The organism is Bradyrhizobium sp. SOJA106, assembly GCF_059448745.1.
Genome location: NZ_CM182549.1, coordinates 3,285,539 through 3,305,187, shown reverse-complemented (window position 1 = coordinate 3,305,187; position 19,649 = coordinate 3,285,539). Strand labels below are relative to the sequence as shown.

Sequence of the window (19,649 nt, the reverse complement as noted above, 5' to 3'; positions counted from 1 at the left end):
TGGGCGAAGGTGACGCGGGATCGTGAGTGCGGCGCCGCTCGCCCCATTGATCCAAGTCAACGCTTGCCTGCATTCTGGCGGGCGATGCCAGGCCGTTCGCATCGCAATAGCACGGCATCAGGCCATGCGTTGCGCAGCGCTCGCCTGATCATCGCCGAGCAAGCTGTCGAGTGAGCGCAGCCATTGGCCGCTGTCGGTCTTCTCCGCGAGCCCTTCGGCGCGCAGGAGATCACGGAGCTGCGCATGCGCGCCCACGATGCAGAAGGTCACGTTGCGTGACACAAGTTCATCATGCAGCTCGTGCAGCATCCGCGCGCCCGCCAGATCGATGTAAGGCGAGGCCGAAAGGTCGCAGGCGACGAGGTGGATGCCCGGCGAGCTCCGGAGCGCGGCCATAACCGTGTCCAGGATCGTCTCTGCATTGATGTAGAGCAGCGACGCCTCGGGCCGGAAGGCGATGATGCCGACCAGCGGTTCGACGCCCTCATGCCGCGCGCTGTCCGAATAACGCCCGCTGCCGGGCAAGCGGCCGAGGAACGCGACGTTCGGATGCGAGGCCCGCGCCAGCAGCAGGAAGATCGAGGCGATCGAGGCCAGCAGGACGCCCTGGAGGATGCCGAGCAGGAGCACGGAAACCAGGGCAATCGCCGCCGCGTAGAAATCGATCCGGCTGACATGCCACATGCGCAGCAGCGCACGGATATCGACCAGCCTGTAGACGGCAGCGAAGACGATGGCCGCAAGCACCGCCTTGGGCAGATTGGTCAACAATCCCGTGAAGAACAGCAGGCAGAGCCCGAGCGCCACCGCGCAGATCACCAGCGCCAGCGGCGTACGCGCGCCGGCATTGTCGTTGACCGCCGATTGCGACAGGCCGCCGGCGACGGGATAGCCGTGACCAAAAGCCGCCGCGAGGTTCGCCGCGCCCAATCCCAAAAACTCCTGGCGGACATCGAGCGGATAGCCGTGCTTGGCCGCGAAGCTGCGGGCCGCCGACACGCCTTCGATATAGGCCAGCAACACGCAGCCCGCCGCGAGCGGAAAGAGATCGTCGAACTCCAGCAGGCCGAATGTCGGGATGCCGAGCGCCGGCAGCCCTTCCGGTATCTTCCCGGTGACGGGCACACCGAGGGCGGGGAAGCCGAGCACCGTTGCCACAATGATCGCGAGCGCAACGATGGTGATGCCGACCGGCTTGCCTGGCAAACGCCGCTCACCGAGGAGCAGCAGCAGGAGCGCGACGGCGCCGATGCCGAGCACGAGCGGGTTGATGCCGCCGAGCTGCCCGGCCAGCTTGACGGCGCGATCGAAGAAATTGTGGCCGCCTCCGGCAACGCCGAGCAGACTCGGCAGCTGGCTCATGATGATGGTGAGCCCGGCCCCCGCCTTGAAGCCGACCAGGATGCTGTCGCTGACGAGGCGGACCAGCACGCTGAGCTTGAACAGCCAGGCGATGAAGCACAGCACCGCCACGGCAAAGGCCGCAAGGCTTGCGATCTGCGCATAGCGCACCGCATCGCCTCCGGCGAGCGCGCCGACGGTCGCGGCGATCATCAGAGAGATCGCCGAGGTCGGACCGATCGCGAGCTGGCGTGACGCCCCGAGCAGGGCATAGCCGATACCGCCGAGCATGTAGCCATAGACGCCGACCTGCGGCGGCAGCCCGGCCAGCGCCGCATAAGCGAGCGAAACCGGAATGGCGTAGGCGGCGAGCGTGATGCCGGCGATGGCGTCGGAAGGCAGCCATTCGCGCCGATAGGTTGCCAGCCATTCGGCCGGTGGAAAGAACCGCGTCCAGGTCGGATCGGAGGGTGCGTTCATCGCTCCTCCTCCACACGTGGCATCGCTTCGCAGCGCAAGAGGACAATCAGCAGCGCGACCACGGGAATGCCGAGCGCGAGGCCGGGAAAGACCTTGGTGGCGAAAGCCCCGGCGGCCGCAAACAGGTTCTCAATGAACCCACGCATGTTGCCGGTGATCATCACCGTGCTGCAAACGGCAGCGAGGTCCAGAGTACTCATGTCGGCAATGGGGGCTGTCGCAGATACTCGATCATCGCATAGGCCTTGCCTCGTCGCCGCCAAGGCTTGATCTGGATCAAGCAATGCCGCCACGCCGCCAATCAAATCGCGGCAAAGTGCCGGCGGAATGCGAGACCATGGATACCGTCAGGTGGATCATCACCACCGCATGGGAGGCGCAGGTTGAAGGAACTCGCGATGCACCGCTTGCCTGCATTGCTCCACGCTTTCGCGTTCACCCTCCTCGTCCTTCTCGTCGCCGCATTGCCCGCGCGCGCCGAGGACGAGATCCGCATCCAGGAAGAGATCTGGGCACTGCCGCTGCCGCTACCGATGTTCGCCTATCTGGTGCGCCCGATCGGCGACGGCCCGTTCCCGCTGGTGATCATGAACCACGGCGTGTCGCTCAACCCGACCGACCGCAGCTTCTTCCCGCTGGTGGAGTTCCGCGACGCCGCCAAATGGTTCGCAAAGCGCGGCTATCTCGTGGTGGCGCCGGTCGGCAGCGGTTATGGCGCGCAGGCGATCGACATCCCCGATCGCGCGCTGTTCGGCCCGTTCTTCTCCAAGGTCGGCAAATGCACCAATCCCAACTTCCATGATGCGGGGCTTGCGGTCGCGCACGTCGACCTCTGGATCATCGACTATCTTGCGGCCGAGAAGCGGATCATCCCGAAGGACGTGATCGTGGTCGGCCAGTCCGCCGGCGGCTGGGCCTCGATCGCGCTGTCGAGCGTGAACCCGCCGCAGGTGAAGGCGATCATCACCTTCGCCGCCGGCCGCGGCGGCCGGGTCGGCGGCAAGCCCAACAACAATTGCGCGCCGGACAAGCTCGTGGAAGCGACCGCGGATTTCGGCCGCACCTCGCGCGTGCCGATGCTGTGGATCTACATCGAGAACGATACGTTCTTCGGGCCCGAGCTGTCGAAGCGCATGCATGCCGCCTTCACCGCCGCCGGCGGCCGCGCCGAATATCATCTGATGCCGCCGTTCGGCAATGAAGGCCATTTCTTCATCGGCTCACCGGATGCGATCCCGCTCTGGTCGCCGCTGGTGACGAACTTCCTCGATGCGCAGAAGTGAACGCCAAGTTCGGAGACGCGACTATGCTTCGCCCTCTTGCTTGTCTCTCCGGCCTCTTGGCGGCGGTCATCGCGACCCCCACGGCCCCGAGCATCGCCGCACCGAAGACCGCGCAGGCCGACAAGCCGGCCGAGGTCGCAACGCGCGGCCAGCGCGAAGCCAGGGACATCAGCTATGGCGACTGGCAAAAGCTCTGCTTCAAGGCCGGCGGCGCGCCGCTGCTGTGCCGGACCTCGATCACGGGCAAATTCCCGACTGGCCAGACCGCGGTGCGCATCGATTTGATCGAACGCCAGGATGCGCCCACCGCCCGGCTGCAATTGTTCGTGCCGGTCGGCATGTACCTGCAACAGGCGCCAAAATTGACGATCGACCAGGGCACGCCGTTCCGCGTGCCCTATACCTGGTGTGCCACCAATCTCTGTATCGCCGCCGACGTGGCGGCGGCCAAGACCGTCAAGGACATGGCATCAGGCAAGGTGCTGACGCTCGAGCTCGTCGATTCGAACCTCCTCGCCCTCACGACCTCGGTGCCGCTGACGCAGTTTGCGTCCGTCCGCAGCGGCGCGCCGGCGAAGACGCTGGAGCAGTATGTCGACGAGTGAGCAGCCTTAAGCCGCAGCCGCGCGCGTCACCGACTCGATGAGGGATTCGGCCGAAAACGGCTTGGTCAGATAGGCGACGCAGCCCGATGCGATCGCCGCGGTGCGGTTCGCCGGACTATCATTGCCGGTGATGTAGATGACGGGTGCGGTCACGCCTCTTTCCGTGAGCCGCCGCCGCAAATCGATGCCCGATTTCCCGTCAAGGTTGATATCGAGCACGATGCAGATCGCCCGTTCCAATCCGCTGTCATCGAGCAAGGCGCCCGCGGACTCGAACAGCGTGGCGACGAAACCGTGCGCGCGGAGCAGTCTGGACATGCTCGTCCGGACGGACGGATCGTCATCGACGATGAACACGGACTGGCGCGTCGGCACGGCGACCTCTCAGGTGGCATCGACGGTGGTGGCCCTGCGGCTGAACGCGATATGATCCGGCCCTTTCCCGGGGATCGGGCAAAAAGCCGCAGCTACCGCGCCGGCATCGCAACACTGCGCCGACGTCTTTGCAATTGTCCCTTCGGGAAGTCTCACCGGGAGAACTGTGCAGTGCGTGGCGACAAATCGTTAGTCGCCATTCGTATCGAGCATTCCAAGCCGCTCCGCGATCGAAACGAGCTCCGCAAGCGAATGGACCTGCATCTTCTCCATCACCTGATGGCGATGCGCCTTCACCGTGCGCTCGGTGGTCCCGAGCTCGTGCGCGATCTGCTTGTTGATCCGCCCGCGCACGATGAGATCGAACACCTGCCGCTCGCGCTGCGTCAGCGTCGCCAGGTGGACACGAAATGCCTCCAGCCTGCCGCGATGCGCACGCGCGACACTCTGGCGCGCCAGCGCGCGCTCGATCGCGTCGATCAACTGCTCCGAGGAGATCGGCTTGGTCAGGAAGTCTTCCGCGCCCGCCTTGATCGCCCGCACCGTCGTCGGCGTGTCGGCGAACCCGGTCAGGAAGATGATCGGCAGTGTCGAGCCCGATGCGACCAATTGGGTCTGCAAGTCGGGGCCGCTCAGTCCCGGTATCCGCACGTCGAGCAGGATGCAGCTCGCCTGCTCGTCGTCCGGCCCGGCATCCAGCAACTCCTTCGCCGACGCATAGGTCGCGACCTCATACCCAGCCAGCTTCAGCCGACGCTCGATCGCCGTCCGAAAGGATTCATCGTCGTCGACCACGTGAACGAGGCCTGGCACCTTCCACCCCTTGCATGAAGACTACCGATGGTCTTCTCACTCTACAAATCCGTCTTCATCCATTTGAGGATTGAAATGTCCGCTTCGTGATGAGTCAAATTCGAAGGACGCAATGCTTTCTCATTCTGCGCACCGGACAATCATGTTGTCCCTTGGTACAATGGACCTAGGGACAATGGATTGAAATACCACACTGGCCGAAAATCAACTTCAGCGGGAGTGGGATAGCGCGGCGCATTCCAGCGGCAAGAATAGTTAGCCTCACAGACCAATTCGGCGGTGAGCTGAGGAGTTGGCCTATGTTTGTTCGCATCACCACGGACTCCGCACCGCGCCCCAATTCCCTCCGCGACCTCGGCCTGACGAGCGACTCAAATGCGCTGGTCAATTTAAGCGAATTTTCCTACAGAAAAGGCACCGAAATCTACGGCGAGAAAGAGCCCGCCGACTACGTCTACCAGGTCAAGTCCGGCGCGGTGCGAAGTTACAAGCTGTTGTCGGACGGCCGCAGGCAGATCGGCGCGTTCCATCTCGTCGGCGATATCTTCGGGCTGGAAAACGGCGGCGAGCACCGCTTCACCACCGAAGCGATCGTCGACACCACGGTCCGGCTGGTCCGGCGGCAAAGCCTCGAAATGGTGGCCGAGAGCGACGCCATGGTCGCAAGGAACCTGCTCAGCATGACCACGAACAACCTCCAGCACGCGGAGGATCACATGCTGCTGCTCGGCCGCAAGACGTCGCTGGAGCGGGTGGCCGCGTTCCTGCTGGAAATGGACAAGCGCCTGACCGCATCCGACGTCATGGCGCTGCCGATGTCGCGGCGCGATATCGCCGACTATCTCGGCCTGACGCTGGAGACCGTGTCGCGCGCCTTGTCGCGGCTGCACGAGATCGGCGTTCTCGGCTTCATCGGCAACACCCAGCGCCAGATCGTGCTGCGGAACCGGCACCTGCTCGCGCGCCTCGATCTGCAGTCCTGAACCGCCGGGCAGCCCCTGCGCGAACTTCGCGGATGCGGCGCCTTGCCGCATCAGTCCCGCGATATCACCGTGCCGGACGCTTCGGTCAGACCGAGATGCTCGAGCGTCTTGCGCAGAACCTCGAACAGGATCGCGACGGACCAGCCGAACAGCAGCACGCCGTTCATGGCCGTCAACGGTCCGATCAGCCGCCATTCCTGCACCGGCGTGATGTCGCCATAGCCGAGCGTGGTGTAGTTGACGAAAGCGAAATAGAGCAGATCGCTGCCGGCGGTGGCGGCCCGGACGATGCCGTAGGTCACAGCCCACACCAGGATCTCCAGCGTGTGCGCGAGCTTCAGCACCACGGCGGTCGCGATCATCACGCCCATCAGGTGCAATCTCGGTCGTTTGCTATGGCGCAGGCCCGCGCTGCGGGCGATCGCGACGGCGACCACCGTGACCAGCGCATGAAGTCCGATATTGATCACGCTGACCAGGGTGCCGACGAGGAACTGCAGCATCATGGCGATCGACCAGTCCTCAATTCGCGGCCCGGCTGCGAAGCCGTCTTCGCCGCCTCAACCGTAACCCTGTCGATCTCGACCGGCGCGGCACGATCGACGCGGATCCAGGCCGCCGCGAGCTCCCAGGCGACCGACAGGATGATCGGGCCGATGAAGAGGCCGAGGATCCCGTGGCTCAGCGTTCCCCCGATCACGCCGATCAGGATGACGAGCGTCGGCGTGGTCAGCCCCCGTCCCATCACCAGCGGCTTCAGGATGTTGTCGAGCAGGCCGACGACGGCAAGATAGAGCGTCAGAAGCAAGGCCGTGGTCACGTCCTTGTCCATCCAGATCCAGATGACGACGGGCAAGAGCACGAGGAAGGCGCCGATCTGCACGATCGACAGGAGGAGGACGATCACCGCAAGCAGGCCCGCGATCGAGAGGCCTGCCAGCCTGAAGCCGATCCCGGCGAGGAACGCCTGCACGATCGCCACGCCGATCACGCCCTGAGCGACCGCGCGTATGGTCGCGCCTGCGAGCTCCAGAAAATGCTCGCTCTGCTCCGGCACGACGCGGACCAAGAAGCCCCTGATCGCGGCGACGAGCTGCGGCCCGAACGGAAGCAGCAAGCCGGCGACGAAGACCGAGAGCAGGAACTGGAGCATGCCAACGCCGGTATCGCCCGCAAACGACAGCATCATTCCCGCAAGCGGCTTCAGATATGGCGCCACCTCACCCAGCACCGCGCGGATATTGGTATAGGCCAGATTCCAGAACTCGTGGAGCTGCGGACCGACCAGCGGCCAGTCCTTGACCTGCTCGGGCGCGGCGTGAAGCCTGAGCTCACCGCTGCCGATCTGGCCCGCGATGTCCTTGATCGCTTCGACGGCACCGAGACCGAGCCAGGCAGCCGGGCCGATCACGATGCCGAGCGCCACAAGCGTGAGAATGGCAGCCGCCGTCCGCGGCCTGCCGCCGAGACATCTGGCGAGCCAGCTGAACGCCGGATAGAACGCCACCGCCAATACCGCGCTCCAGGTCAGGATCGGCACGAATGGCTTGATGATGATGAAGGTCCACAGAACCAGCAAGGCCAGCAATCCGAGCCGAATCACAAGCTGGATCACGTCCGGAAACAGAAGCTGGCGCGGTTTCTTCAAGATCGAAGCCTGTCTCTCGGGGCGGGCGCACGCGTGCAAGGAGTAGCGCCCTGCCGGCCGTGGCAAGCTTGATCCAGATCAAGGTGGATGTTTGCCGCGCTCATTCGGGCGCCGCCCGCCGCGGCCCCGCTCGCCTCAACGCGACGGCGATGGCGACAAGGCGCGCAGGATGTCCGGCTTCCAGGCCTGACGAGCAGTGTCGAACGCCGCGAAGTCGTGGTCGAACTGCCAATAGGCCCAGGCCCAGCCGAGCTTCTCGGCGCTTCGCGCCATGAACGACAGGTATCTCACGCGGCTGTCGGACGGTGCCCGCTCGTACACGCCGAACTCGCCGAGATAGACCGGACGCCTCTCCTTCTCCGCCCAGAGCTTCATCTTGTTGAAATCGGCGGCAGCTTTGGCTTCGTCGTCCGGGCCGCCCCAATCGAGCGGCCCGATCCGCGAAAACGTTCGGGACCACGGCGCGCCCTGATGGGTGAATCGTATCGGCGCGTAGTAGTGGAACGTGACGATGAGGTTCCTGTCGTCGACCGGCAGCGCCAGTTCGTCGACAGGAATCTCGTCCACGTTGAGAACGGCGGCAATCACCTGTCGCTCGGGATTGGTGCGGCGGATGATGCCGAGGCATTCGTTGAGGAGCGTATTCCAGCTCCCCGACGTCATCTGCCCACCGGGCTCGTTCAGGACCTCGAACACGAGTCCGGGATATCTTCCGGCATAGCGTTCGGCGATCTGCCGCCAGAACGCCCTGAGCTTCTCGGCACATCCGGAGACGTCGCTCTGGCAAACATCAGTATCATGCTCGTCGAGGACGGGGATGAGGCCCCTCGCGAAAACCTCTTCGATGACGGCATCGAGCCGCCGCAGGACCATCTCGTCCAGCACGTTCCCGGGGCCCATGAACTTGAAACCGAAGAAGTTGATTCTGACGTGCGAGAAGCCGGCTTTCTTGATCGCCGTCAAATTGTCTAGGCGGAATGGCGCGTTCTGGCCGCCTTCCCAGATTCCATCATAGCCGAGAATGTTGATGCCACGGCCCAGTCGCGGCATGTCGCCCGCAGCGGTCGGCCCGACCGCACAAGTGGGGCAGAGCAGCGAGACAAGGCAAAATGCCGTTGCGGCAAGAGACGAGATTCTCGGCCAGCGAGCCCGGATGGCGGTCATCTTGCTTCCCCTGGTAAGAACCTAAAGGCTCGTCTGCGGCACCGGCCGGCACGTGGCGAAGAAGAACGCCAGGAGGAGCACCGAGGTGAACATCGTCGAACGAAGGAACATCGTTTCGGTGAAATTGGACTGAAAGCTGAGCACGACGAAACCGATGATCAGGGCGCAGTGCGACCGGTTGATCGATTGCGTGGAAATCAGATGAAGGATCTTGTTCGAGAACAGCAAGACGCTCGCGGCAAAGAGCGCATATCCCAGAAATCCCGTTTCGATCAGGATTGCGATGTAGCCGCTGTGATAATTGTCCAGAACCCAGCCGTGGTTCTGCTCGAAGTAGTCGTAGACCGACGGGACGGTCCAGAAGCCGTTGATGCCGAAGCCGAGCAGCGGTGCATTGTCGAGGTGGCTGATGGCGTACTGCCAGATGAAGGTCCGCTCGGTGAAATCGATGCTCGCATCGCCGATATGGATGGCATCATGACCCGTCACATAAAAATAAAGGATCAGGAGAGCGGCCGTCATGCACATGACGACCGGCACGACCGCATAGATCCTCATGCAGCGAACCGACCACATCGAGGTCAGGAGCAGCGCGCAGGCGGCGAGAGCAACGGCACCGGCGCCGCGCGATTCCGACGCGAGCACGCAGGTTGACGCCAGCAGGAACACGACGAGGAACGAGATCCAGCCCTGCCCGGTCATCTTCCGATAGCAGGAGAAGAACATCAGGTAGGCCCCGACGAAGCCGAGCGTCTGCTTGGATTCATAGATGCCCTGCCACTGGCCCTCGTGCATCCAGGTGTGGTCGATCCCGATATCGGGCACCGCAATCGCGAAGAAGGCCGATGCGGCGACCGATAGGAAGAGCCCGAGGACTGTGGCCCCCACAATCTCGTCGATGTCGATACGCGTGATCAGGCAGAACGCGCCGAATGTCGTCATCGCCAGCGCCGCACTCTTCATGAACGCCGCGGCGCTCAGGCTGGACCAGAGCACGGAGATGGTGGCGAACGAATAGAATGCGAGCAACGCGATCAAATCCGGATTGAGCTGCAATCGCAGACGCGGGCGCACGAATGCACTTGCGTAGATGAGGACGGCCCACATCAGGATCGCAATCGCCTGTTGCAGATTGCTCAGCTGTTCCGGCAGCAGCGCGGCGTTGAAATTGCCCATCGATGCGACCACGTTGACGGTGATCGAAACGAGGATGGCGGTCCTGGCAAGCGTCTCGACGCCTGCGCTGCGCGTCTTCCAGAACGCGCTCTCGAGTGCCTCGGAATCCACCTCGGTCTGCAGGCTGGCCATGAGACGACTTTCCTAAAGCGCGGTTAACAATCTGCTAGCGCCCGCGATCTCCGCCCCCCGCTCCGGCCGGCGACTTAATAGCTTGGTGACGATATGAATCCTATCCGGCGCATTAATGCAAATTACACGCCTCAGGTGTCTCGCCCGTAACGACCTTGCTATAAAGCGCGGGTCCGGCTCGATCGACGTCTCAATTTACCTGGTTTTCCCGATTGCGCATGAACAGCCCCAGCACCAATTTCGACATCGCCGTCGAGCCGGCGTTCGACTTCCTGTCGCCGGAATACGCCGAGCTGTTCGACGGCTCGGCCGCCACCGCGTTCCAGCATCCGGTCTGGCTGCATAGCCTCTACACCGAGCTTGCATCTCATGCAGGGGCAATCCCTCTGATCGTCGTGGTCCGCCATCGCGCAACTGGCGCGCTTGCCATGGTGCTGCCCATGCTGCGGGTCCGGCGTGGACCGATACGCACAGTCGAGTTCGCCGACCTCCGCGTCTCCGACTATCTGGCACCGGTTTGCAGGCCCGAGGCATTTTCCCAGCTGCTCGCGGACGAGAGCGCATGCGCCGAGATCAGGTATCTCATCCGCCCGTTCGATCTGCTTCGGATGACGAAGATTCCCGATGGACGGCTTCCGATCGAAAATCTTCTGGCTGCGCCTCGTCGCGTGTTGATGAAGACCAATGCCTACGCGACCGTCCTTGTCGCGCCGTTCGAACGATGGCGAGCCAGCGCGCTGCATCGCTCCTATCAAAAGGAGCTCGCAAAGAAATATCGCCAGCTCCAGAAGAAGGGCGCCCTGAGCTTCGCATGCTGCAACGACAGCGCCTCCGCGATCGAGGCACTGGACGTGATGCGGAAATTTCGCGGCCCGCGCTTTCAATCACAGGGCGACGGGGACCTGCTGCAGCGCCCCGAATATTACGCCTTCTACTCCGGCGTGGCGCTTCGCGGTCTCGGCTCCTTTGTGCGGCTCTATGTCATGAAGATGGACGGCGAGGTGATCGCGGCCGTGCTCGGACTGCACCACCAGGGCAATTTCCTGGTCATCATGAGCGCGTTCGACATCGCCGGATACAAGAGCCAGTCCCTGGGCGCGCTGATGTTCGAGCAGGTGGCAAGGGATTGCATCGAGCGCGGCGATCAGATGCTCGACTTCACCATCGGCGACGAGCCCTACAAGAAAATGTTCGGCGGGCAGCCCTCGCCGATGTGGGAGGTCACGCAGGCCGGCAGCACCGCGGGCGCCATATCGCTGTTCGCGCTGAAGCAGGCCCCCTGGCTCAAACTGGCCGCCAAGCGAATGTCGGAGTTGAGGCTCTTGCCGACGCGGACCCCGACGCCCACGCGCTGAACGAGGCGAGACGCCGAGGGCCGCAGCACTCAGACGCGCAGCGCGCTTCGGACCTGCGCGAGCCAGCCCGGCCGCATCTGATCCACCCGATGGGTGAGACTGCGCCGCAGGAAGTGCAGCCGCCGCCGCACGTCCCAGCCGATATCGTTGCGGGACGTCAGCGCCTGACGGAAGTGCGCCATCTTCAGCGATTGCTGGTCCGCCGCGATCTTGTCGCGATCGGAATAGAACTCCGATATCTTCTCCTTGCCCATGCCTGCGGTCATGAGCCAGCGCGGCGCATATTCGGTGCAAAGACGCTCGACGTCGACCAGCAGGCGGGCGACGCCGGTGCCGGCTGCAGGACAGTTGGTCTGGAACGCATCGCCGATGAGCACGACGCCGTCCTGGAGGTGCCCTTCGACGACGGACAGATCCATCACCCAATTCCGGACGCGGTCCGTCACGTGGAAGTCGCCGAGATAGGGCCGCAATCCCGGCAGCAAGCGCAAGAGCGTCGCTTCGGTGTCGCGGCGCAGATCGCGCATGACAGGATCGGCCGGGTCGCGGAACATGAAGAGATTGGCCCGCATGCCGGCGCGCACCGGAAACAGGCTGAGATAATCGATGCCGTCAGCGGTGCGCTCGCCGTAACAGGTCAGGGCGTTGAAATCGAACGGCATGCCGTCCCGCCGGGCAATCGTGAAGCCGAACGAGACCGAGTGACCCGCGGCGAGCAGGCGCCGTTTCATGCCGAGCTTGTAGCCGAGAGCACCGGCCATGCCGGTCGCCAGAACGACGAGACGGGCATTCAGGCGCCGTCCGGAGGCGAGCTCGAGCTGCTGGACGTCATCGCTGCAGCTGAGTGCAGTGACCTCGTCGATGATCAGGCTGGACGGATCGGGGATCTGGCCGCGCGCCATCGCAACGAGATCTGCATAAGGAAGCCCGTAAGCCTGGCCGACGCTGACATCGACCAGCTTGCCCTCCCTGATATTGAGCACGCGGTCGTATGGACACGCGACGCTCTCGAGCCCACGGAGGAAGCCCAGCTTCCGGAACATCTCCAGCTGGTGGCCGCCGATCTTCTCGACACGGAATTCGTCCGGGTAGAGCGCGCGCTTGTCGATGAGGGCGACGCGATGCCCCGCCCGCGCGAGCACCGCCGCAGCGAGGGATCCCGCGAGGCCGCCGCCCACGATCGCGACGTCGACCATCGCCGCAGCCCCGGTTGCCGCGACCGGCTCGGTGACGCTTTGATCCGCCGTCATGGTTCAGGCTCCCACGGTTAACGGTGGTCCCGTCTGCAATTCTCTCGTGCAATTCTCTCGCCTGATGTCGCATCGCGCGATCAAACGCGATCATTTCTGCCGATCGAGGTTAATGAGCCGGCGGACTGATCCAGCTCCATGACATCGCGGCACGCGGTTTGCTCGGGATGTCAGGCAAATCCCGGACTCGGCCTGAACGGCGGCCCGTTTTGACAATCGTTTGCGCGTCCAAACGGCCGATCTCGTCGTCATGGCCGTCGATGCGGCGCTATGCCGCCATTTCGGCCGGGTCAGGGCTTTGCGTTAACGGGACAGTCGGGACGGCCGTGTTTCACGGTGACGCAGCCGGCCGCGTCGCGACATCGTCGCGGCCGGCAATATCCTGAAGGTCTCTCATTAACACTCGCGATTTTCCGGCATGCTAGGCTATCTCCGCTATCGGACCACGTCTCTTCAGGGGAGAGTTGCCCCTCAACTTCCATGATCGAATCCATCGTCCAGTTCATGCGGCGCGACGTGACGCGTGGTGTTGCCGGGACCATCCTGCTCAAGGTTGGTAGCGGCGCGCTGGCGTTTGCATTGTTCTCGCTGGCGGCGCGAACGATGTCGCCGGACGGGTTCGGCATCTTCGCGACCTGGCTGTCGGTGGCCCAGATGGCGTCGGTGGTGGGACTGGTCGGCCAGGAATCGCTGCTGGTGCGATTCCTCAACGAATATCGGGTGGCAAATCAGCCCGACCTCACCAAGGGCGTGCTGCTATCGAGCCTGAAGATCTCCTCCGCCGCGATGCTGTTCGCGATCGGCGCAATCGCGATCGTGGCGAGCCTGCGCGGCGACGAGTGGCTGCTGATCCTCGCGGTGGCAGCCTACACCGCCGCGAATGCGGGGCTGATGCTCGGCAGCCAGATCGCACGCTCGCTGGTCAGCATCCTCATGGGCGAAGGAAACAGGGAGTTCTTCTGGAGGGCCAGCGTCGTGCTGTTTCTGATCGCCGTCCTCACCGGGCATCGCCAGCTCGATCCCGCCGAATTGATCGCCGTGATGACGGTCGCGATGTCGATCGGCCTCGGCGCGCAGATCGTTGCGATCAGGCGCGCGCTGCCGGATTTCCGCGGCACCGCGGCGCGTTCCGAGACGTCGCGCTGGAGATCGAGCGCGCTTCATTTCTGGGTCGCGTCCATCCTCGAAGCCGCCAACCAGTATTTCGACGTGATCCTGGTCTACTGGATGCTGGATCCGGCGACCGCCGGCATCTACTTTGCCGCCTCGCGCCTCGCCAACATCTTCGCCATGCTCTCGGCCGCCCTGTATAGCTTCGGCGCGCGCCGGCTTCCCTCGCTGTATTTCAGCAAGAACCACCAGGAGTTCGAGCGAACCTTGCAACTTATGTCGGAAGTGACCGCGCTTTGCGTGATCAGCGGACTCCTGCTGATCTGGTTTGGCGGCCCTTATCTCCTCAACCTGTTCGGGCCTCATTTCGCCGCACAGCACTGGGTCCTGATCGTGCTTGCGATCGGAACGGCGTTCCAGGCGGCGGGCGGTCCATCGGCGGCGATCTTGCAGCTGACCGGTTATGAGCGTGAGTATGTGCCCGTCGTCGCCGCGAACGTGGCGCTGCGGCTGGTCGGATTCCTCGTGCTCATTCCCTGGTTCGGCGTGCTTGGCGCAGCGATCTCGGCGACCGTGTCGCTGGCGCTTGCGACCATCGCCCTCAACATCCTGTGCCGCCGGCGGACCGGGGTCGATCCTTCAATTCTCGGATTGCTGCGCTTCCCTGCATCGAAGCGCGGTACTTACGCAGTCCGCGGAATAGACTCCGCCGAATAGGCGCGGGTTCAGCCGGCCAGCCCCAGCACTTCGCCCCGTCGCTGCGCCGAGGGATCGGCGGGCACGTGATTGACGACGATCCCGGTGGGCACGCCGCCGAACCGGGAGAGCGCGGCCGTTGCCCGGCGCATCGCCGCTGAATCGACGGCGTCTTCGCGCGCGACCAGAATGACGAGGTCGGCGTGCGCCGCCAGCGCCGCCGCTTCCGGCTGCAACGCCAGCGACGTCGCGTGAACGACGATCAGATCGAACTCGGAGCGAATATCGTCCGCGGGCGTCGCGTCGCGCCGCTTGCCGGCGCCGAGAAGCTCATCGACGCTGCGGACATCCGCCGTGGTGGTCATGCCGTCCGCCGGCGCTTTGGCGTTGGCAGGACGGGCACCGCCGAGGTCCGGCTCGACCCGGATCAGGACGCTCAGCTTGCCGCGGTTCACCGCCCACCGGTTCAGCGACCGCGCGACGGTGTTACCGCCGGCGCGCTTGCCGACCGACAGCACGAGCGCGACCTTGCCCCGCGGTCCCGATGACTTCTCCAGCCGCTCGAGCAGCGGCCGGAGATAGGGACCGAGATCGAGCTCGGCGGTTGCGGACAGCGGACCTTGCCAGATGTTTCTGGGCCCCTCGCCCGGCATCAGCTCGGGAACGCGGGCCCACACCGGCGGTCGCGACCAAGCTCCGGGCTGGCGCTCAGCGACTTCGGCGTCGCGCTCGCGAACGTCCGGAACGGGTTTCTCCGATCCGCGTCCCGTTGCGACAACGACCGCCGTCGATGTCAGCAGCGAGCCGATCGCGAGCGCTGCGAGCAGCAAGGGTAGCGGCGGAAGCGTCGAGCGCAGCGGCGGAACGGCGGATGAGGCGATCTTGGTCTGCGAGCTCTGCAACAGGCGCTGCTCGTTCGTGGTCTTGGAGCGCGAGAGGAACTGCTCGTAGATGTTCCTGTTGGCCTCGGCATCGCGCTGCAGCTCCTGGAGCTTCACCAGCGCCTGACCGTCGACCAGCAGCTGCGATTCCGCCGCCTTCATCTGGCTTTCCAGGGCCTTCTGCTGATCGCGCTGCGCTTCATATTCCGACTTTGCGGTGTCGATGCCCTTGGCCCGCTCCACCTCGATCTGCCTGTTGAGATCGTTCAGCTGGCTGTACGACATCACGAGGTCGGGATGGCGATCACCGAGCACGGCCCGCTTCTGCGCGATCTGATCGTTGAGCGCCGAGCGCTGGGCACGCAGCGCGCTCAGCAGATCCTGCTTGACGGGGCTCTCGACATTGCCCTTGAGGTCGCGCTGCGCCTGCTCAAAGCGGGCCTTGGCCTCTTCGGTCCGCGCACGCGCAGCGGCGACCTGCTGCGACAGCTCGCTCACGCGCAATTGCTGCGTCGTGGAATCCTTGCCGGCGTTGACGATCCTGTGCTCGAGCTTGAAGGCGGCAACCGCGTCCTCCGACGCCTTCAACCTGTCGCTCAACGTCTTGAGCCGGCTGCTCAGCCAGTCGGCGGCCTCGTCGGTCGCCTCGGTGCGGATGCTTTTCTGGCTCGCGACGAACGCCTCGGCGATGGCATTGGCATAATAGGCTGCGCGGTCCGGCCGGTTCGAGGTGAAGCGGAAGGCGATGACGTAAGTCAGCCCGCGGCGTGATATATCGAGCCGGTTGCGGAAGCGCTCGAGCAGGCGCGCGGGGTCGGTGTGTCCCCCGGAAATGTCGTCATCGTCGCGAATCCTGAGCTGCTCGAGCAGCGGCTTGAGAAAGCCGTCGGATTTGGCGACTTCGACCAGGCTTTGCAGCGCGGCGCTGTCCTGCCCGATGCCCGGCAGGACGTCCTGTTCGGTGGTCACGCGCTGCTCGCGGGGATCGACGACGACGAGCGCGGTCGCGGCATATCGCACCGGGATCACGAGCAGAACGACGACGCCGAGCGCGAACATCGCGAGCGCGAGCGTCAGGATGCGGCGACCGTTGTCCCGGATGAAGGACAGCGCGCCGGCGGTCGTGAGGACACCGCGCGCGGCGACCCCGCTTCCCTTACCGTTCGACGAATTGCGGGGCTGCCACGACGCGGCGGTCGATCCGGAACTGGTCGGGTCTACGCGGCGACCGAACGTCATGGAAATTACTCGGATTCAACTGGCAAACACTGGTTCAGTGGCCTGCCCCCAACGTAGTTATCTATGGTTAATCCGCGGTTACCCGCCCCCGCACGACCATGACCAAATGGTTAACGCGCTCGCGCCATGCGCCCGAGAGCAAGCGGAATTCCCTTGTGAATGATGTGTTTCCGGCAGCGGGGCGCATTAACTCCGTTTGTTGCTAGTCGGTGTCTGGCCGATGCCCGCGTGATAGGTACGGAGTTAAGAAGGTGAAGATTTCACTAGCGGGCGGGATCCGTGCTCCATTACCAGCTAGGCACAGAACTGGGCGAGGCACCGAGGCTGCCGTCGACCGCGGCGGCGCTGGCAAGACCGGACGGTGGCGGAGCAAAGCCGCGCGTGCTTCTCGTGCAGACGCAGGCCGAGAACGCGGGGGCGCAGGAGATCTCGAGGCTCCTCGGCGCCGGGCTGACCGCTCGCGGCTACCGCGTCACCAATCTGTTCTTCTTCCGCAAGTCCGATTCGTTCGACGAGCCGCCCGATACGCTCTACTGCGCCTCGCGCCGTCCCGGCAATGCGCTGGCGCTGCTGCGCATGCTGTGGACGCTCGGCCGCCATATCAGGACCATCCGGCCCGATGCCGTCCTGACCTTCCAGCATTTCGGCAACGTCATCGGCGCGGGCGTGACGCGCCTCGTCAGCCGCGCGCCAGTCGTTGCCAACCAGGTGTCATCCGCGCTCTCGATGAGCTGGCCGGTGCGCACCGCCGACATCGCCATGGGCAGCCTCGGCTTCTTCGATTGCATCACGCTCAACTCGAAAGACATGGAGCGCGAATATTCACGCTACCCCGCGGCCTACACGTCGCGCATGGTGCATGTCCCACACGGCTTCGACGACAAGGCGCTCACCTTGTCGAAGCAGGCTGCGCGGCAGACATTCGACCTGCCGCTGGATCGCACATTGCTCGGCTGCGCCGCGCGGCTGCACCCGCACAAGCGGCTCGATGCGGCGATCCGCCTCCTGCCCGATCAACCGTCGTGGCACCTTGCCCTCGCCGGCCAGGGGGCCGACGAGGCGCGGCTGAGGCAGCTCGCGGGTGAGCTGAAAGTAACGGACAGATTGCATCTGCTCGGCGAAATCCCACCGCGCCGGATGGCGGAGTTTCTCGCCTGTCTCGATGTGTTCGTCTTTCCGACGCAGGCCGAGACCTTCGGCCTTGCCGCAGTCGAGGCCGCAAACGCCGGCGTTCCTTCCGTCGTCACCGACCTTCCCGTGCTGCGCGAGGTGCTGTCCTTCGAGGGCAAGCCGACAGCCCTGTTCGTCGATGCCACCGATCATGCGCAGCTGTCGGCCGCCGTCTCGAGACTCCTGAATGACCAGGCATTGAGCAGCGAGCTGCGACAGAATGCGAAGGGCCTAAAGTCGCGCTATTCGGTCGATGCGATGGTGGAGGAATACGTTCGAATTCTCGGCCGGGTCATCTGACCAGGGCGTTGGAAGAGATGAGCTCGACATGATCATCGAGTTTCGCTGTGAACGTGACCATGCGCGGCAGTGGATGGGCCGTCAGACGCTGTCGATCGACGGCCGCGACGTTCCGGTCCGGATCGCATGGACCGCGACGGCACAGCCGCGGCCCGCTGGTCTCGATGCGCTGTTCGAGCTCGAGCGCCTGGTGTTGCACAAGGGCAAGCCCAGCGGCGCCGGCAAGCTGAAGATCATTCCGGAACGCACGCAAGCGCCAAGCGGCACGGCCGACGTGATCGTCGACTTCACCGGCGCGGCACGGGATCCGAATTGCACGGCCCGGCTCTATCTCCGCCCCCTGTTCAATGGCACCGCCGGCGAGAACGCTGCGCTCACCGCCATCCTCGCCGGCGATCTGCCTGTCGTCGAGATCGTCAATGAGGTCGACGGCGCCGTGCTCGATCGCGGCCATCCGTCCGCGGAGACCGCGGCCGGCCTGAGCGGCGGGCTTGAAACGGTCATGGCGCGAACGCTGACCATGGTGGCGGCCATCCTGTCGGGACGGCCGCGCATCGTGCCGCAGCTGGCGCGTCCCGCCGCTGGTGGCAATGGCCGGCAGCCGGCACCCTATGTGCTGCGCGGCCTCGCCGTATCGGTCGCCAAGAAGATTTATCGCCTGTGCTGCTATGCGCCGCATTGGCATGTCGGATGGCGCTTCAATGACGGCGCGGGCATCTGGCAAACCGGAGATCTTTCCGGGCCGCGCTGGAACGTGCTCGGCGATCCCGGAAACCATTTCTACGCCGATCCCTTCCCGATCACCTGGCGCGGACGGACCTTCGTCTTCTTCGAGGATCTCGATCACCGCGTCGGCAAAGGCATCATCTCGGCGATCGAGTTCAGCGACAGCGGGCCCATCGGCGAGGTCGTGCCGGTGCTGGAGGAGCCTTGGCACCTTTCCTATCCATTCCTGATCGAGGATGATGGCGAGTTGTGGATGATCCCGGAAAGCTCGCTCCACCGCGATGTTGCGCTCTACAAATGCGTCCGGTTTCCGGACAAATGGGAGCGGCACGCGACGCTGCTGTCGGGCCTCGAGTTCGCCGACGCGACGATCACGCGGCACAACGGGTTGAACTATCTGTTCGGCGCCTGGCGCGACGGAGCCGGCGGCTACTCGGATTCGCTGGCAATCTATTACGCCGAACACCTGCTCGGCCCGTGGCTGCCGCATGCCAGCAACCCGGTGCTGATCGATCGCGCAAGCACGCGACCTGCGGGGAATTTCGTCACCATCGATGGCAAATTGTGGCGGCCGGTGCAGGACTGCACTGACGCATACGGCGCAGCGCTCGCCCTTGCGGAGATCGTCGAGCTGTCGCCGACGACATACAGGCAGGTGGTCCGCCACTCTCTCAAGCCCGGCCCGGCCTGGCCCGGCAGGAAGCTGCACACGCTGAACCGCTGCGGCCGGCTCGAGGTGATCGACGGATCGCGCGTTCAACCCAAGAGCCGTGCCTTCGCCAGCAAATTTCCATCGGCCGTTTTACCCGCGCGAGCCAGCGCGTTAACGGCCTGCTGAGCCGCCGCCAGCCGATCGAGATCGTGCGAGGCTAACACAAGAGCTGCCCCGCGCGCTCGTACGGCCGATCGGCGCGCGTTTTGG

The 19,649-nt window shown here is 64.4% G+C and carries 17 protein-coding genes; 7 read left to right on the top strand and 10 right to left on the bottom strand.

From position 1 onward, the window contains the following. Positions 1–117 precede the first annotated feature (117 nt). Both AC5V87_RS14780 and AC5V87_RS14775 read right to left on the bottom strand, forming a co-directional pair. The gene (locus tag AC5V87_RS14780) at positions 118–1,821 is read right to left on the bottom strand and encodes a SulP family inorganic anion transporter (protein WP_456839395.1); all 1,704 of its coding nucleotides are present in this window, start codon (positions 1,819–1,821) and stop codon (positions 118–120) included. After that, positions 1,818–1,982 carry a hypothetical protein gene (locus AC5V87_RS14775; RefSeq protein ID WP_456839396.1) on the bottom strand — a complete coding sequence of 55 codons (165 nt, stop codon included), beginning with the start codon at positions 1,980–1,982 and terminating at the stop codon, positions 1,818–1,820. Before AC5V87_RS14775 ends, AC5V87_RS14780 begins: the two co-directional genes overlap by 4 nt. 237 nt (positions 1,983–2,219) lie before the next feature. On the opposite strand from AC5V87_RS14775, the gene AC5V87_RS14770 reads away from it, so the two are divergent. Together AC5V87_RS14770 and AC5V87_RS14765 are read left to right on the top strand one after the other, a co-directional pair. Further along, positions 2,220–3,104 carry an alpha/beta hydrolase family protein gene (locus tag AC5V87_RS14770; RefSeq protein WP_456843384.1) on the top strand — a complete coding sequence of 295 codons (885 nt, stop codon included), beginning with the start codon at positions 2,220–2,222 and terminating at the stop codon, positions 3,102–3,104. A gap of 23 nt (positions 3,105–3,127) precedes the next feature. Continuing rightward, a complete protein-coding gene (locus tag AC5V87_RS14765; protein WP_456839397.1) occupies positions 3,128–3,709 on the top strand; it encodes an invasion associated locus B family protein in 582 nt (193 codons plus the stop codon). A 6-nt stretch (positions 3,710–3,715) separates the two neighbouring features. On the opposite strand, the gene AC5V87_RS14760 is transcribed toward AC5V87_RS14765, so the two are convergent. Together AC5V87_RS14760 and AC5V87_RS14755 are read right to left on the bottom strand one after the other, a co-directional pair. Then, entirely contained in the window at positions 3,716–4,066 is a 351-nt protein-coding gene (locus AC5V87_RS14760; RefSeq protein ID WP_495371417.1) for a response regulator transcription factor, read from the bottom strand. 207 nt (positions 4,067–4,273) lie between these two features. Continuing rightward, the gene (locus AC5V87_RS14755; protein ID WP_495371416.1) at positions 4,274–4,897 is read right to left on the bottom strand and encodes a response regulator transcription factor; all 624 of its coding nucleotides are present in this window, start codon (positions 4,895–4,897) and stop codon (positions 4,274–4,276) included. A 299-nt stretch (positions 4,898–5,196) separates the two neighbouring features. On the opposite strand from AC5V87_RS14755, the gene AC5V87_RS14750 reads away from it, so the two are divergent. Continuing rightward, positions 5,197–5,880, top strand: coding sequence for a helix-turn-helix domain-containing protein (locus tag AC5V87_RS14750; protein ID WP_456839400.1), 684 nt, complete (start codon positions 5,197–5,199; stop codon positions 5,878–5,880). 50 nt (positions 5,881–5,930) lie between these two features. Here AC5V87_RS14750 and AC5V87_RS14745 read toward each other — a convergent pair whose 3' ends face one another. The 4 genes from AC5V87_RS14745 to AC5V87_RS14730 form a co-directional block, all read right to left on the bottom strand. Continuing rightward, positions 5,931–6,386, bottom strand: a complete 456-nt coding sequence (locus AC5V87_RS14745; protein WP_456839401.1) for a potassium channel family protein — start codon at positions 6,384–6,386, stop codon at positions 5,931–5,933. Then, positions 6,383–7,528: an AI-2E family transporter gene (locus AC5V87_RS14740; protein ID WP_495371415.1), complete on the bottom strand. Its 1,146-nt coding sequence runs from the start codon at positions 7,526–7,528 to the stop codon at positions 6,383–6,385. Before AC5V87_RS14740 ends, AC5V87_RS14745 begins: the two co-directional genes overlap by 4 nt. A gap of 135 nt (positions 7,529–7,663) precedes the next feature. Continuing rightward, positions 7,664–8,578, bottom strand: coding sequence for a glycoside hydrolase family 5 protein (locus AC5V87_RS14735; RefSeq protein ID WP_495371414.1), 915 nt, complete (start codon positions 8,576–8,578; stop codon positions 7,664–7,666). 135 nt (positions 8,579–8,713) lie between these two features. Further along, the gene (locus tag AC5V87_RS14730) at positions 8,714–10,000 is read right to left on the bottom strand and encodes an O-antigen ligase family protein (protein WP_495371413.1); all 1,287 of its coding nucleotides are present in this window, start codon (positions 9,998–10,000) and stop codon (positions 8,714–8,716) included. A gap of 218 nt (positions 10,001–10,218) precedes the next feature. Between AC5V87_RS14730 and AC5V87_RS14725 the strand changes: the two genes are divergently transcribed. Continuing rightward, positions 10,219–11,355: a GNAT family N-acetyltransferase gene (locus AC5V87_RS14725; RefSeq protein ID WP_495371412.1), complete on the top strand. Its 1,137-nt coding sequence runs from the start codon at positions 10,219–10,221 to the stop codon at positions 11,353–11,355. A gap of 29 nt (positions 11,356–11,384) precedes the next feature. Here the strand turns inward: AC5V87_RS14725 and AC5V87_RS14720 are convergent, their stop codons facing one another. Further along, positions 11,385–12,605, bottom strand: a complete 1,221-nt coding sequence (locus AC5V87_RS14720) for an FAD-dependent oxidoreductase (protein WP_495371411.1) — start codon at positions 12,603–12,605, stop codon at positions 11,385–11,387. Between the two features lie 480 nt (positions 12,606–13,085). Here AC5V87_RS14720 and AC5V87_RS14715 point away from each other — a divergent pair, with 480 nt between their 5' ends. Then, on the top strand, positions 13,086–14,432 hold the full coding sequence (locus AC5V87_RS14715; RefSeq protein WP_495371410.1) for a lipopolysaccharide biosynthesis protein: 1,347 nt from the start codon (positions 13,086–13,088) through the stop codon (positions 14,430–14,432). Between the two features lie 8 nt (positions 14,433–14,440). Here AC5V87_RS14715 and AC5V87_RS14710 read toward each other — a convergent pair whose 3' ends face one another. Then, positions 14,441–16,531 carry a GumC family protein gene (locus tag AC5V87_RS14710; RefSeq protein WP_495371409.1) on the bottom strand — a complete coding sequence of 697 codons (2,091 nt, stop codon included), beginning with the start codon at positions 16,529–16,531 and terminating at the stop codon, positions 14,441–14,443. Positions 16,532–16,810: 279 nt separating this feature from the next. Here AC5V87_RS14710 and AC5V87_RS14705 point away from each other — a divergent pair, with 279 nt between their 5' ends. Continuing rightward, the gene (locus AC5V87_RS14705; RefSeq protein ID WP_456839408.1) at positions 16,811–18,001 is read left to right on the top strand and encodes a glycosyltransferase family 4 protein; all 1,191 of its coding nucleotides are present in this window, start codon (positions 16,811–16,813) and stop codon (positions 17,999–18,001) included. A gap of 28 nt (positions 18,002–18,029) precedes the next feature. Next, positions 18,030–19,565 carry a glucosamine inositolphosphorylceramide transferase family protein gene (locus tag AC5V87_RS14700; protein WP_495371408.1) on the top strand — a complete coding sequence of 512 codons (1,536 nt, stop codon included), beginning with the start codon at positions 18,030–18,032 and terminating at the stop codon, positions 19,563–19,565. The last annotated feature ends 84 nt before the right edge of the window (positions 19,566–19,649 follow it).